Source organism: Sphingopyxis sp. (genome assembly GCF_035944815.1).
GTDB lineage: Bacteria > Pseudomonadota > Alphaproteobacteria > Sphingomonadales > Sphingomonadaceae > Sphingopyxis.
This window is the reverse complement of record NZ_DASZAU010000006.1, coordinates 79,743-92,537: the sequence shown is the minus strand read 5'-3', so window position 1 is coordinate 92,537 and position 12,795 is coordinate 79,743. Positions and strand designations below refer to the sequence as shown.

Sequence of the window (12,795 nt, the reverse complement as noted above, 5' to 3'; positions counted from 1 at the left end):
CTTGTTCTAGGTCCGCGCGAGCTTCGTCAGTTCGGCCGCGAGAAAATCGAGGACCAGCCGCACGCGCGGGACATGACGCAGCCGTTCGTGCGTCAGCAACCACAGCCCCGTCGTGTCCTCATTCTTTGGCGGAATACAGCGGATCAAATCGGGTTCGCGGTCGGCGATGAAGGCGGGCAGGATCGTGAGCCCCATGCCCGAACGCACGCCCGCGAGCAGCCCGGTACCGGTGTCATATTTCATCACCACCGACTCCTCGAGCCGATATTGCCGCAGCCACGCCTGATAGGGTTCCCAGACATAGCCGCCGCCGCCGATGAAAGGGTGCGTGGCGAGTTCCTCACGCGTGTGCGGGATGCCGTGCAAATCGGCATAGTCGCGGCTGCAATAAACGGTCCACGGATTGTCGGCTATGCGCCGCCCGACGAGGCCGCCGCCGCTCGGCTGCTTGCTGCTGCGGATCGCGATGTCCGCCGCGCCTGCGGCCAGATCGCGCGGTTCGTCCGCCGTATCGAGCTGGATGTGGATGCCCGGATGCGCGGCGCGCAGGTCGCGCAGGATCGGCGGCAGGATCGTCACCGCAAAGATTTCCATCGTCGTCAGGCTGACCGTCCCGCCGGCATCGCGCGATCGCGCCCCCGCGGCCTCGCCGAAACGGTCGGCGGCGTCCTTCACCGCCAGCGCGCTCGCCAGCATCGCCTCGCCCACCGGGGTCAGCGCATAACCCGCTTGCCGCCGTTCGAACAGGTTGAGCCCGGTCGCTTCCTCGAGCGCCGCGATGCGGCGCGCGACGGTCGTCTGGCTGACGCGCATCGATTGCGCCGCCGACAGCGTGCTGCCGGTTTCGGCCACGGCCAGAAAGGCCTTCAGGTCGTTCCAATCATACATGACGTCTTGTGCGACATAATCGCCCGCCGCTCATTCTGCAATTTTGCAGAATAGGTGCGCAACATCGTTGCTCCCGCCGCTCCAGCCATTCCCTTATCTCTGTTTTACCGGCTTCCTCCCCTCCTCAGCCGGACGATGGAGAAACAAGATGCAAAAGCTTCTGATCCTCGCCGCCCTCGCTGCCGTATCGATCGGCCAGCCCGCATCGGCACAAACCGCCCCAGCGAACCCGAGCGTCGCCGTGGCACACAAGGACCTCGACCTTCGGACCGAGGCCGGCACCAAGGCGCTCGACCGCCGCATCTGGCGCGCTGTCGTCGAAGTGTGTGGCACCGCGCCCGATTTCGACATCGCCGGCAAGAATGACGTGCGGCAATGCCGCCGCGATACCAAACGCGTCGCCTCCGCACAGGCCGATGTCGTCGTCGCCGATGCGACGCGCGAGGCGCCGATCCGGATCAGCTCGATCCGCAACTGACCGGCGAACCCAAGTTGCAGGGTTCGTCAAAGCCGGGGCCATGATTCGGGCACGATCATGGTCCCGGCTTGTTCCGAAAAGCCCCGTATGTCGAAGTCGCCCTCGAAGAGGGCCCAACAACGCGAGCCCCTAGCGCTCCGGATCTTCTGCAAAGATCGCCTGCGCCTTGAACGACGGCGCCGCGAGAGCTTCTGCATTGACCTTGATAAATTCCGCTGACGCCTCGTCCTTCTCACCGGTCGCCGCGACAACCTCTATGTCGCTGCACTGCATCCCTTCGGCATGATCACTCGTCCTCTCCGATTTACCCGGCGCCAGTCCGGGCCATCCAAAGCGGAAATAGGTCATCGTGCCTTCTTCGATGCCCGGATGTCCAAGGAAACCCAATCGGATCGTAAATCCCCCTGTCGAAGCACCGCCGATGTTGGTGAGTTCGGCCGTGACCATGCATGACTTGAGCCCGTCATGTGTAACCTCCTTCGACGTAAGGGTCATCGTGTGCGTGGCCGGATCGGCGTACGCTGCCGATGGAATCATCGTCAGGAACGCAGCGGCCCAAATCCCCGCACGACTTGGCCGACACAGTTTGTGCACCATCATTTCCCACCCTTCTTTTTCGAAATGCGGTTGTTGAAACAGGCAGCAATGGCCGCAGCATCGCCGCGCGCGGCGAGGAGTTCCGCGCCGGCCTTGTCGATCGCTTCGCCCGTCAGCGGCCAGACCGCCGACAACCGACCTGCCGACCCCGGAAATACGAAGGTCGTTGCGCCGGTTTCAATTCCTCGCTTGTGCATTATTCCCAGCCGCTCGCGCATGGCGGGCGACGCTTCGCCCAGCTTCGTCGAGGGGCCGGTGTCGCCGACGACACCCCAGGCCTTGTGTTGCCCAAATGCGAGGAGGACGAGATCGCCGGGTTCTGGCCGCATGTTGCCGGGGTATCGCGCTCCTCCGGGGAGAACGACAAAGGGCACCTGCATCGCGTCCGCATAGTCGCGTTGAACATCGCTGTCTCGCGGAGCCCCCGGACGCAGCAGCCGATTGGTCGTTACGTAGAAATCCGTCTTCTTGCCATCAATCGTCTGGAGGATCGGCTCGCCGCATCCCTTATCCGCCGCCCGGTCATAGCCACATGATCGCGGCTTTGTCTTGATCCCGAAAAAGCGCATGCATTCGCGTTGTTCGGGGCCGCACGCGGGAAAGCCGGCTTCGCGAAGCGCAATATAGTCCGCCTTGCACAGCGCGGAATTGCCTCCGCTCAGCGTACGCATCGAACCATCGCGGTAATATTTTGCGACGAGCTTGCCGTCCTTTACTTCCATCACATCGCCGCCGTTGCAGATGTGATCAAGCCCCGGATCCGTTTCGGTCCCGACCCCGCCACGATGATAGGCGTCCGGCGCACCATCATAGTCTATTTCCAGACCCGATACATAGGAAAGGACGTTATCACCGACATGTAAATTACGGCCGTGAAAGACAGTACTGACGTCCTGTTCTTGGGATATCCTCATGGAACAGCTTGTCGTAACCGGAGATGCCTGACCGCCAAGCAACGGCAACAGCATCAAAGCGAACCATGCTTTCATCTCGCTCTCCTTGGTCGTTATCTTCCTTCGCATTTTCCTGAACGAAAAACATACCGCAATTCACATGAGGAAGCGATAATCTACTGATGTCGCCGAGAATCATTTTCTGCTTTCGCTTTTCACCGAAATACAAAACCCCTGCGCAGACCTGGAGCAGGCTCACCCCCGAGCGTCGAACGCCATCCTTGCCCGCGCCACGCGTTCCAGATTGGCCTCCGCCCACACCCACACGCCGCAGAAAGCCTCGCCCAAGCTGTGACCAAGGTCGGTCAGGCAATATTCGACCTTGGGCGGAACGACCGGATGCACCGTGCGCACCAGCAGTCCGTCGCGCTCCATCTGGCGCAGCGTCTGCGTCAGCATTTTCTGGCTGATTCCGGGCACGCGGCGCGACAATTCGGTGAAGCGGCAGGTTCCATGATCCTCCAGTTCCTCGAGAACGAGTAAAGTCCATTTGTCGGCGACTCGGCCGATCAGTTCGTTGACCAGCGTTTCGACGCGCGGATCGACCGGCGCATTCGGATCGTAGGATATTTTTTCGGGCGTGGGCATGGCGGAAAATCCAAATCTCTCTTTTTGGTAACTATGGCACTTTCGGGTGCCTTCTTCCTTTTGGAGAGTATAGGAATATCTGGGCCTTCTCACCACCCCCAAAGGAGGCAAATCATGAAAACCACAGGCAACACCATCCTCGTCACCGGCGGCGGTTCGGGCATCGGGCTGGCGCTCGCGCAGCGCTGGCACGACGCGGGCAACAAGGTGATCGTCACCGGCCGCAACGCCGACAAGCTGCAGGCGGCGATCGCCGGGCGGCCGAACATGTCGGCGGTGTCGCTCGACGTCACCGATGCCGACGCGATCGCGGCTTTCGCCAAGGACATCGTCGCGCGATTCCCGGACCTCAACGTGCTGGTCAACAATGCCGGTATCATGAACGCCGAGGATGCCGGTACGAAACGCGACCTGACGCAGGCAGAGGCCACCGTCATCACCAACATCCTCGGCCCGATCCGGCTGACCGACGCGCTCGTCGATCATCTGGCGGCGCAAGCGGACAGCGCGATCGTCAACGTCACCTCGGGCCTCGCCTTCGTCCCCTTCCCCAAGGCGCCGACCTATTCGGCGACCAAGGCGGCGATGCACAGCTACTCGGTCGCGCTGCGCATCCAGCTGGAAGGCAGGGTCGAGGTGATCGAGTTGGCGCCCCCCGCGGTGCGTACCGACCTGACCCCCGGCCAGTCGACGCGCGAGGGCTATATGCCGCTGGGCGACTTTGCCGACGAGGTGATGGCGCTGTTCGCGGTAGAGCCGACGCCGGCGGAAATCCTCGTGCAGAATGTCCTGCCGCTGCGCAACGCCGAGGCGAACGGGACGGTGCCGCAGATGCTGGCGATGCTGAAGTCGCTGTAATCGACGACAAAGGGCCGCTTGTCGCCGGGACTGGCGCAAACGGCCCTTTGCCACTATATGGCCGCGCATCATGCAGATTCCCGGCCATATCGACCCCGTCACGACGGGCACCGTTCCCTTGCGTGGCGGCAACCGCATCGACCTCGTCGGGCTGACGCGCGACGCGATCCGCGCCGAACTGGTCGAGGCCGGGCTGGACGCGAAAGCGGCAAAGCTGCGCGCCAAGCAGATCTGGCATTGGATCTATCACCGCGGGGTCACCGATTTCGAGGCGATGACCGACATCGCGAAGACGATGCGCCCCTGGCTGACCGACCGCTATATCATCGGCCGCCCGACGGTGCGTGAGGCGCAGGTGTCGAGCGACGGCACGCGCAAATGGCTGCTCGCCGCCGCCGACGGCCAGGAATATGAGATGGTGTTCATCCCCGACGCCGATCGGGGGACATTGTGTGTCTCGAGCCAGGTCGGCTGCACATTGAACTGCCGCTTCTGCCACACCGGCACGATGCGCCTTGTCCGCAATCTCGGCGCGGGCGAGATCGTCGGGCAGGTGCTGCTGGCGCGCGACGCGCTCGGCGAATGGCCGAAAGGGACGATGGCTGGTTTCGGGGCCGATCCCGAGGACGAGGATTTTGACGACGAGGCGGGCCATTATACCGCCGACGGCCGGATGCTCACCAATATCGTGATGATGGGCATGGGCGAGCCGCTCTATAATTTCGACGAGGTCAAGGGCGCGCTCAAGATCGTAATGGACGGCGACGGGCTTGCGCTGTCGAAGCGCCGCATCACGCTGTCGACCAGCGGCGTCGTCCCAATGATGGCGCGCGCGGGCGAAGAGATCGGCGTCAACCTCGCCGTCTCGCTCCACGCGGTGAACAAGGAAATCCGCGACGAGATCGTCCCGCTCAACCGCAAATATGGCATCGAGGAACTGCTGCAGGCGTGCGCCGATTATCCCGGCGCAAACAATGCGCGCCGCATCACCTTCGAATATGTGATGCTCAAGGACAAGAATGACAGCGACGACGACGCGCGCGAACTCGTCCGGCTGATCAAGCAATATAAGCTGCCGGCGAAGGTCAACCTGATCCCCTTCAACCCCTGGCCCGGCGCGCCCTATGAATGTTCGACGCCCGAGCGCGTGCGCGCGTTCAGCAACCTGATTTTCAAGGCCGGCATTTCGGCGCCGGTGCGCACCCCGCGCGGGCGCGACATCATGGCGGCGTGCGGACAATTGAAAAGCGCCGCGACCAAGCCGACGCGCGCCGAACTCGACCGCATCGCCGAGGAAAAGCAGGCTGCGCTCGGCTGACGATCGCCGCCGGGCGCTTCACCACCCTCCCGAAAGCCGCAGAAATCGGTCCGTTTCCGGGCGCGATATTGCATAGCTATTCTATACTGTGTGGTAAAAATAACACAGGTAAGAAAATTGTCACATTCTGAACGATCCGTTCATTGAAGCGACAGCCGCGAACGCCATTTAGGGGGCGGGCCGTAACCCGAACGGGACGACCCGAGTAAAAGAAGGAAAAGAAAAATGAAGAAATTCGCAGTTGCAGCCGCTCTCCTGACGGCCATCGTTGCAACCCCCGCCATGGCTGCCGAAGGCGGCGAAGCCCGCGTCGAACTGCGCGGCGGCTACGTCACGGGCAGCGGCCTCGACGACGCCACCCTCGGTGTCGCGGCCGGCTATGATTTCGACCTCGGCTCGACCGCATTCGCTGGCGCCGAAGTCGCCGGCGACAAGGTGCTCGTCGACGGCGCCGACGTCCAGTTCTCGGCCGGTGGCCGCCTCGGTGCCAAGGTCGGCGCGGCCGGCAAGGCCTATGTGACCGGCGGTTACACCTTCACCGACATCGACGACCCGTACATCGGCGCCGGCTACCAGCACAAGCTGGGCCAGAACGTCTATGCCAAGGCCGAATATCGCCACCAGTTCATCGGTAACTTCAGCGATTTCGACACCTTCGCGGTCGGCGTCGGCTTCGCTTTCTGATCCATTCGGACCAGCGAAACGAAAAGAGAGGGGCGGCCTGCGGGTCGCCCCTTTTTTCTCGCCCACATCACCCGCCTTTCGTCATTGAGCCGATATTTACCACTCGGCGCTAAACCCGGCTCGACGGAGGTGGGGTATGACGAAACTGATTTGGGGATTGATCGCGGCTTCGGCGCTGGGCGCCTGCTCGGCCGGGGGCACGGACGCCGCGGCGCCCGCCGAGGACGGCTATGCGATGACGCCGGACGATGCGCGCCGCATCCTCCTGTCGGCCGAATTCGAACGCGGCGTGCTACCGGGCAACGAAAAGCTGAAACCGCGTGTGTGGACCAACCACGACGGCGTGGTCGAATGGACCGTGCTCGACGAAGCGAACAAGAATGGCTGGTGGTGCCCGATGGCCTTCGAGGCCGCGAGCGAAGACGGCAAACGGAGCCGCGTCGTCAACCAGTGCGCAGGCGTGTTCAGCAGCGAACGCAACGCGATGCTCGACGAACTGGTCGATGCCGCACTGACCGATCGCGCGCCGAAATTCGACAAGGGCTAGAACGCCCCTTCCCTTTCGGCCGCACGCCCGCCACGGTGGCGGCATGACCGCCTTCGCCTATATCGGGGCCGCGCTGGCCGAAATCGCAGGTTGCTTCGCCTTCTGGGCATGGCTCCGGCTCGACAAGCCGATCTGGTGGATCGTGCCCGGCATGGCAGCGCTCGCGCTGTTCGCGTATCTGCTCACCCTCGTCGATGCCGAGCATGCGGGGCGCACCTACGCGGCCTATGGCGGGGTCTATATCGCCTCGGCGCTCGTGTGGCTGTGGGCGGTCGAGGGGGCGAAGCCCGACCGCTGGGACCTGATCGGCGCCGCGGTGTGCCTCGGCGGCGCGGCGATCATCCTCTTCGGGCCGCGCGGGAACTAGCCCGCACCGGGCAGCGCCTGTTCGACGAGCGGCGCCAACCCTTCCGCAACGACTTTCACCCCCTCGGCATTGGGGTGCAGGTTGTCGCCGAGCATCAGCGCCTTGTCGGTGATCACATTGTCGAGGATGAAGGGATAGAAGCTCACCTCATATTTCGACGCGAGTTCGGGATAGATGGGGTTGAACTTGCCCGCATAGTCGCTGCCGAGATTGGGTGCCGCCATCATGCCGGTCAGCAGCACGGGGATTTCGCGCTTCTTCAGTTCGGCGAGCATCGCATCGAGATTGGCGCGCGTCTGGTCGGGGCCGATACCGCGCAGCATGTCGTTCCCGCCAAGCCCGAGCACGACGAGCGCGGGCTTCACCTTGGCGTTGTCGAGCACATAGGTCAGGCGCTGGCGCCCCGCGGCGGTGGTATCGCCCGAGACGCCGGCATTCTGGACGCGTGCGACGACGCCGTCTTCACCAAGCGCGGCCTGCAATTGCGGGGCAAGGCCTTCCTTCGGACCGAGCTGGTAGCCGGCATAAAGGCTGTCGCCAAAGGCGATCACCAGCGGCGCGTCTGCGGGGATCGCCGGCGCCACCTTCGCAGCGACCTTGTCATTGGTCGAAGCCGATTGGTTTTCCGCCGATCCGCACGCGGCGAGCGGTTGGCAAAGCGCGATTGCGCAACCATATATCAGGAAAGAGCGCCATCCGGCCGTTCTCATTTCAAAGGGTCCTCTCCTTGCCCGACGCCCAACGACAATCGCCGAACGTGGCGATCGCCGCCCATAATGTGACGCTCACGCTCGGAAGCGACAAGGCCCCGGTTGAAATTTTACGCGGCGTCGACCTCGAAGTCGAAGCCGGCACCTCGGTCGCGCTGCTCGGCCCCTCGGGTTCGGGCAAAAGCTCGCTGATGGCGGTGCTCGCCGGGCTCGAACGCGCCAATGGCGGCAGCATCAACGTCGCGGGGCTCGATTTCGCCACGATGGACGAGGATGATCTGGCGCGCGCGCGTCGCGGCCGCATCGGTATCGTGCTGCAGGCCTTCCACCTGCTCCCCACGATGACCGCCCTCGAAAATGTCGCGGTGCCGCTCGAACTCGCCGGGATCGCCGATCCCTTCGGCCGCGCCGCCGCCGAACTCGAAGCCGTCGGGCTCGGGCACCGCCTGACGCATTACCCCGCGCAGCTTTCGGGCGGCGAGCAGCAACGCGTCGCGATCGCCCGCGCGATGGCAAGCTCGCCCGCGATCATCTTTGCCGATGAGCCGACGGGCAATCTCGACACCGCGACCGGCCAGTCGATCATCGAGCTGATCTTCGCACGCCGTGCCGCGCTCGGCGCGACGCTCTTGATCATCACCCACGACCCCGAACTCGCCGAACATTGCGACCGCGTCGTCGTGATGCACGACGGCAAGATCGAAGAGCGGGCCGCCTAGGTGCTGCCGCTCGCCTCCCTCTGGCGGATCGCGCGCCGCGACCTTGCGACGCGGATCCGGGGCCTGCGCCTGCTCGCGGTCTGCCTGTTCCTCGGCGTCGCGACGCTCGCCGCGATCGGCAGCCTGACGCGCGGGATCACCTCCGAACTCGAAGTGCGCGGGCAGACGATCCTCGGCGGCGATATCGAATTCAGCCTGCCGCAGCGCGAGGCGACCGCCGAGGAGATGGCGGGCTTTCGCCGCGTCGGCGCGCCCTCGGCCACCGTGCGGCTGCGCGCGATGGCGAACGATCCCGACGGCGAGGCTCTGCTGTCCGAGCTGAAGGCCGTCGATGGCGCCTACCCCCTCTATGGCACAATGCGGCTGGAGAGCGGCGCGCGCCAAGGCCCGCCGCCGCCGGGCAGCATCTGGATCGGCAAGGACCTTGCCTCGCGGCTCGAGCTGAAGGTCGGCGAGCGCGTAAAGTTCGGCGAAAAAAGCTTCCTGATCGACGGCGTGATCGCCGAGGAACCCGACCGGCTCGGCGAAGGCTTCACGCTCGGCCCCGTCGCGATCATCGGCCTTGCCGACCTGCCCGCGACGCAGCTGATCCAGCCGGGCAGCCTGTACGAAAGCAAATATCGCGTCCGCCTGCCCGAAAGCGCGAACCCCGAAGCCGTCGGCAAGGCGCTGACCGCCGAATTCCCCGAAGCCGGCTGGGACATCACCGACAGCAGCAACGGCGCGCCCGGCACGCGGCGCTTCATCGAGCGGATGGGGCAGTTCCTGTCGCTCGTCGGGCTCGCGGCCCTGGTGATCGCCGGCATCGGCGTCGGCAACGGCGTCGCAAGCTATCTCGCGGGCAAGCGCCCCGGCCTTGCGACGCTGAAGGTGCTCGGTGCCGACAGCGCCACGGTGGCGCGCATCTATGGCCTGCAAATTCTCCCGGTCGCAGCGGTGTCCATTATCGCAGGCCTGATCGTCGGCGCGCTCGCGCCCGCGATCATCGGCGCAATTGCGGGCGATGTTCTGCCCGTCAAACCCGGCGTGTCCATCTATCCGCTGCCGCTGGCGGTCAGCGCCGCCTATGGCCTGCTGATCGCCATCGCCTTCGCCCTGCCACCGCTCGCCGCGACACGCCATGTTCCCGCCGCCGGGCTCTATCGCGCGACGGTGAGCGGCGCGGCACGGGTCGACCGCCAGACCGTGCTCGCAGTCGCCGCCGCACTCGCCGCGATCATCGCGCTCGCGGTCGGCACCGCGCGCGAGCCCTTGTTCGCGCTCGGCTTCATCGGGGCCGCGATCGGCCTGCTGCTCATCCTCGTCGGGCTCGGCTGGCTGGTCCGCCGCACCGCGAGCCGCTTGCCGCGCCCCAAGCGTCCCCTCTTCCGTCTCGCGCTCGCGAACCTCCACCGTCCCGGCGCTGCGACGGGTGCGCTCGTCGTCGCGCTCGGGTTGGGCCTGACGCTGTTCGTGACGCTTGCGGCGATCCAGACGAGCATCACCGCCGAAATCCGTTCGACCGTGCCACAGCGCGCGCCGAGTTTCTTCGTGCTCGACGTGCCGCGCACCGAGAGCACGCGCTTCCAGACAATGGTGAAAGGCGCCGACGCAAAAGCCGAGATCAACATGATCCCCGCATTGCGCGGCAGCGTCACCGAATTTGCCGGCCAGCGCGTCGACGAGTTGGCCGAACTGCCCGAGGGCGCATGGGTGCTGCGCGGCGACCGCGGGCTGACGTACAGCCCAGTGTTGCCGAACGGCAGCGAACTCGTCAGCGGCCAGTGGTGGGCGGCCGATTACAAGGGGCCGCCGCTGGTGAGCGTCGAGCAGGAGGTCGCAACCTCGCTCGGCCTGAAACTGGGCGACACGCTGTCGGTCAATGTGCTGGGGGTCGAGGTGCAGGCGAAGGTCGCCTCGTTCCGTACCGTCAACTGGGACAATTTCGGGCTCAACTATGTGCTCGTCTTTTCGCCCGGAACCTTCGACGCGGCGCCGCATAACATGGTCGCGACGGTCGCGGTCGGCCCCGAAGCCGAAACTGCCCTGTCACGCAGCATTCCGCGCGCCTTCCCGTCGGCGTCGCTGATCGCGGTGCGCGACGTGGTGTCGCAGGTCACGACCTTGCTGACGCAGATGAGCCAGGCGATCGCGGCCGCCGCCAGCATCGCGATCCTCGCCGGGATCGCCGTGCTGATCGGTGCGATCGCCGCGAGCCGCGAGCGGCGCGTGTACGACAGCGTCATCCTGAAATTGCTCGGCGCGACGCGCGGACAGATTTTGGGCGCGCAGGGCATGGAATATGCGGTGCTCGCGGGCATTCTTGCGGTGCTCGCGCTCGGGCTGGGGCTCGCGGGCGCCTGGTATGTCGTGACGCAGCTGTTCGAGTTCGACTTCGCTCCCGATCCGCTGATCGTCGGGCTGACCCTGCTCGGCGGCGCGGGTCTGTCCTTCCTGATCGGGATTGCAGGCAGCTGGCCCCTGCTCTCGGCGAAACCCGCGCAGGCGCTGCGCAGCCTTTAGGTCAGGATCCGGATCACCGCCGAGACCGCCGCGACGCCAAGAACGACCGCGACCATCGCCTGCCAAACATGCGGCGCGACGCTGCCGAAATGGCGCCCGCCGATCCGGTTGCCGAACCACATCGGCAGGAAGAGGATCAGCGACAGGATGAAGAGCCTCGCCGTCGCGATCCCGACCCAGAGCGCGGCGAGCGTCCCCGCGATCGCGGTGGCGAAAAAGATGAGCATCATCGACGCGCGCGCGACCTTGGGCTCGAGATGGCGGCGGAGGTAGAAGGGCACAACCGGCGGTCCCGGCATTGCCGCGAAGCCCGTCAATATGCCCGACACGATTCCCGTCCCCGCAACCGCGACGCGGCCGGGGCGATGGCCCTCGGGCTGTTTGGGCAGCAGTACCGCGACGAAGGCGCCGACCGCGATCAGCGTGATCAGCAGCCGCGCGACATCGGGCGTCGTCGCGTGCAGCGCCACCATGCCGGCCGGCGTCGCGAGCATCGCAAGCAGCGCGATCGGGATCGCGGTGCTGCGATCGGCGTCGGCCAAAATGACCTTGAGCCCGACCGGGCCGATCAGCAGTTGCAGCAGGATGCCAAGCACCACCGCCTCGCCGGGAGCGATGATCAGCCCGAGCAGCGGCACGAGAATGATCGCCATGCCGAAGCCGGTGAGCCCCCGCACATAGGCCGCGCCGAAGGTCATCGCCGCCGCGCCCGCGACGGTCAGCGGCGCGAGGCCGACGAGTTGCTGGAGGCTGGTCATCTCGCTGCGACCTTCGGTTTCAGGGTGATCAGCCAGGCATCGGGCGGCGTGTTGAAACGCAGCGGCAGGATGCTTGTCCCGAGCCCCGCTCCGACGAAGACGCGCTGGCCTTCGTCGGCGATATCGCCGCAAGCGAAGCGGTCGCCGTAGCGCGAAACATAGGTCAGCGCGCCAAGGAAGGGAAAGCGGATCTGGCCGCAATGCGTGTGCCCTGCGAACACCGCCGCGACCGGCCGCGGCAGGTCGGGCACGACATCGGGGCTGTGCGTCAGGAGCAGCGGCACGCCGGGGCCGAGCCGGTCCATCGCGGCGAAGGTCGCGGGAACATCGTCATGCCCCGAATAATCGTCGTCGACCCCGCCGACGACGAGCGGGCCGAGCTTCACGGCCTCATTTTGCAGGACGCGAAGTCCGCGCTTTTCAAGTTCGCCGCGCAGCGCGTCGGGCCGGAACCAATGATCGTGATTGCCCGGCGCGACGACGACGCCGAGCGGCGCCTTCAGCCCGCCCAGCGGCGCGACGACCTCTGCCGGCGTATAGATATGCGTCGCGCTGCGCTTTTCGCTGACGAGGTCGCCCGCGATCAGGACGAGGTCAGGCTTCAGCCGGTTGAGGTTGCGAACAATGCGTTCGAGCCTCTCGGGCGGCATGTCGGGGCCCGCGACGTGGATATCCGACAGCAGCAGAAGTTTGAGCGGCGCCTGTCCCGCGGGCCAGTCACCAACCTCGACGCTTGCGCTGCGGATCAGCGGATCGCGCGTCGCGTTCCAATAGCCCCTGGCGAGAAGCGCCGCACCGGCGAGCGCCAGCAACAACAGCCAGCGACCC

Annotated in this window: 15 protein-coding genes; 8 read left to right on the top strand and 7 right to left on the bottom strand. The window is 65.4% G+C overall.

All coding sequences use genetic code 11. From position 1 onward, the window contains the following. Nucleotides 1-6: 6 nt before the first annotated feature. Nucleotides 7-888 carry a LysR family transcriptional regulator gene (locus VGU00_RS09305; protein ID WP_327467773.1) on the bottom strand — a complete coding sequence of 294 codons (882 nt, stop codon included), beginning with the start codon at nt 886-888 and terminating at the stop codon, nt 7-9. A gap of 148 nt (nt 889-1,036) precedes the next feature. Here VGU00_RS09305 and VGU00_RS09300 point away from each other — a divergent pair, with 148 nt between their 5' ends. Continuing rightward, nucleotides 1,037-1,366: a UrcA family protein gene (locus tag VGU00_RS09300; protein ID WP_327467771.1), complete on the top strand. Its 330-nt coding sequence runs from the start codon at nt 1,037-1,039 to the stop codon at nt 1,364-1,366. 129 nt (nt 1,367-1,495) lie between these two features. Here VGU00_RS09300 and VGU00_RS09295 read toward each other — a convergent pair whose 3' ends face one another. The 3 genes from VGU00_RS09295 to VGU00_RS09285 form a co-directional block, all read right to left on the bottom strand. Further along, a complete protein-coding gene (locus VGU00_RS09295) occupies nt 1,496-1,966 on the bottom strand; it encodes a hypothetical protein (protein ID WP_327467769.1) in 471 nt (156 codons plus the stop codon). Continuing rightward, nucleotides 1,963-2,952, bottom strand: coding sequence for a hypothetical protein (locus VGU00_RS09290; protein ID WP_327467767.1), 990 nt, complete (start codon nt 2,950-2,952; stop codon nt 1,963-1,965). Before VGU00_RS09290 ends, VGU00_RS09295 begins: the two co-directional genes overlap by 4 nt. 159 nt (nt 2,953-3,111) lie before the next feature. After that, the gene (locus tag VGU00_RS09285; RefSeq protein ID WP_327467765.1) at nt 3,112-3,504 is read right to left on the bottom strand and encodes a helix-turn-helix domain-containing protein; all 393 of its coding nucleotides are present in this window, start codon (nt 3,502-3,504) and stop codon (nt 3,112-3,114) included. A gap of 114 nt (nt 3,505-3,618) precedes the next feature. On the opposite strand from VGU00_RS09285, the gene VGU00_RS09280 reads away from it, so the two are divergent. The 5 genes from VGU00_RS09280 (at nt 3,619) to VGU00_RS09260 (ending at nt 7,278) form a co-directional block, all read left to right on the top strand. Then, entirely contained in the window at nt 3,619-4,362 is a 744-nt protein-coding gene (locus tag VGU00_RS09280; protein ID WP_327467763.1) for an SDR family oxidoreductase, read from the top strand. Nucleotides 4,363-4,432: 70 nt separating this feature from the next. Beyond that, nucleotides 4,433-5,680: a 23S rRNA (adenine(2503)-C(2))-methyltransferase RlmN gene (gene rlmN / locus VGU00_RS09275; RefSeq protein ID WP_327467761.1), complete on the top strand. Its 1,248-nt coding sequence runs from the start codon at nt 4,433-4,435 to the stop codon at nt 5,678-5,680. Nucleotides 5,681-5,905: 225 nt separating this feature from the next. Then, nucleotides 5,906-6,364 carry a hypothetical protein gene (locus tag VGU00_RS09270; protein WP_327467759.1) on the top strand — a complete coding sequence of 153 codons (459 nt, stop codon included), beginning with the start codon at nt 5,906-5,908 and terminating at the stop codon, nt 6,362-6,364. A gap of 136 nt (nt 6,365-6,500) precedes the next feature. Continuing rightward, nucleotides 6,501-6,911 carry a hypothetical protein gene (locus VGU00_RS09265; protein WP_327467757.1) on the top strand — a complete coding sequence of 137 codons (411 nt, stop codon included), beginning with the start codon at nt 6,501-6,503 and terminating at the stop codon, nt 6,909-6,911. A 43-nt stretch (nt 6,912-6,954) separates the two neighbouring features. Continuing rightward, nucleotides 6,955-7,278, top strand: coding sequence for a YnfA family protein (locus tag VGU00_RS09260; RefSeq protein WP_327467755.1), 324 nt, complete (start codon nt 6,955-6,957; stop codon nt 7,276-7,278). On the opposite strand, the gene VGU00_RS09255 is transcribed toward VGU00_RS09260, so the two are convergent. Beyond that, the gene (locus VGU00_RS09255) at nt 7,275-7,988 is read right to left on the bottom strand and encodes an arylesterase (protein ID WP_327467753.1); all 714 of its coding nucleotides are present in this window, start codon (nt 7,986-7,988) and stop codon (nt 7,275-7,277) included. The two genes, VGU00_RS09260 and VGU00_RS09255, sit on opposite strands and share 4 nt — an antisense overlap. Nucleotides 7,989-8,035: 47 nt before the next feature. Here VGU00_RS09255 and VGU00_RS09250 point away from each other — a divergent pair, with 47 nt between their 5' ends. Together VGU00_RS09250 and VGU00_RS09245 are read left to right on the top strand one after the other, a co-directional pair. Further along, a complete protein-coding gene (locus VGU00_RS09250) occupies nt 8,036-8,707 on the top strand; it encodes an ABC transporter ATP-binding protein (RefSeq protein WP_318780195.1) in 672 nt (223 codons plus the stop codon). Further along, entirely contained in the window at nt 8,708-11,209 is a 2,502-nt protein-coding gene (locus VGU00_RS09245) for an ABC transporter permease (RefSeq protein ID WP_327467751.1), read from the top strand. Here the strand turns inward: VGU00_RS09245 and VGU00_RS09240 are convergent. Further along, entirely contained in the window at nt 11,206-11,967 is a 762-nt protein-coding gene (locus VGU00_RS09240; RefSeq protein WP_327467749.1) for a sulfite exporter TauE/SafE family protein, read from the bottom strand. The genes VGU00_RS09245 and VGU00_RS09240 overlap by 4 nt on opposite strands. Further along, the gene (locus VGU00_RS09235) at nt 11,964-12,782 is read right to left on the bottom strand and encodes a metallophosphoesterase (protein ID WP_327467747.1); all 819 of its coding nucleotides are present in this window, start codon (nt 12,780-12,782) and stop codon (nt 11,964-11,966) included. Before VGU00_RS09235 ends, VGU00_RS09240 begins: the two co-directional genes overlap by 4 nt. Nucleotides 12,783-12,795 lie beyond the last annotated feature (13 nt).

Excerpts from the sequence above, each read along its gene's own strand:
- rlmN (WP_327467761.1), top strand. The coding sequence starts at position 4,433 with ATGCAGATTCCCGGCCATATCGACCCCGTCACGACGGGCACCGTTCCC.
- VGU00_RS09305 (WP_327467773.1), bottom strand. The coding sequence starts at position 888 with ATGTATGATTGGAACGACCTGAAGGCCTTTCTGGCCGTGGCCGAAACC.
- VGU00_RS09255 (WP_327467753.1), bottom strand. The coding sequence starts at position 7,988 with ATGAGAACGGCCGGATGGCGCTCTTTCCTGATATATGGTTGCGCAATC.
- VGU00_RS09270 (WP_327467759.1), top strand. The coding sequence starts at position 5,906 with ATGAAGAAATTCGCAGTTGCAGCCGCTCTCCTGACGGCCATCGTTGCA.
- VGU00_RS09240 (WP_327467749.1), bottom strand. The coding sequence starts at position 11,967 with ATGACCAGCCTCCAGCAACTCGTCGGCCTCGCGCCGCTGACCGTCGCG.
- VGU00_RS09260 (WP_327467755.1), top strand. The coding sequence starts at position 6,955 with ATGACCGCCTTCGCCTATATCGGGGCCGCGCTGGCCGAAATCGCAGGT.
- VGU00_RS09300 (WP_327467771.1), top strand. The coding sequence starts at position 1,037 with ATGCAAAAGCTTCTGATCCTCGCCGCCCTCGCTGCCGTATCGATCGGC.
- VGU00_RS09290 (WP_327467767.1), bottom strand. The coding sequence starts at position 2,952 with ATGAAAGCATGGTTCGCTTTGATGCTGTTGCCGTTGCTTGGCGGTCAG.
- VGU00_RS09285 (WP_327467765.1), bottom strand. The coding sequence starts at position 3,504 with ATGCCCACGCCCGAAAAAATATCCTACGATCCGAATGCGCCGGTCGAT.
- VGU00_RS09280 (WP_327467763.1), top strand. The coding sequence starts at position 3,619 with ATGAAAACCACAGGCAACACCATCCTCGTCACCGGCGGCGGTTCGGGC.
- VGU00_RS09265 (WP_327467757.1), top strand. The coding sequence starts at position 6,501 with ATGACGAAACTGATTTGGGGATTGATCGCGGCTTCGGCGCTGGGCGCC.
- VGU00_RS09295 (WP_327467769.1), bottom strand. The coding sequence starts at position 1,966 with ATGATGGTGCACAAACTGTGTCGGCCAAGTCGTGCGGGGATTTGGGCC.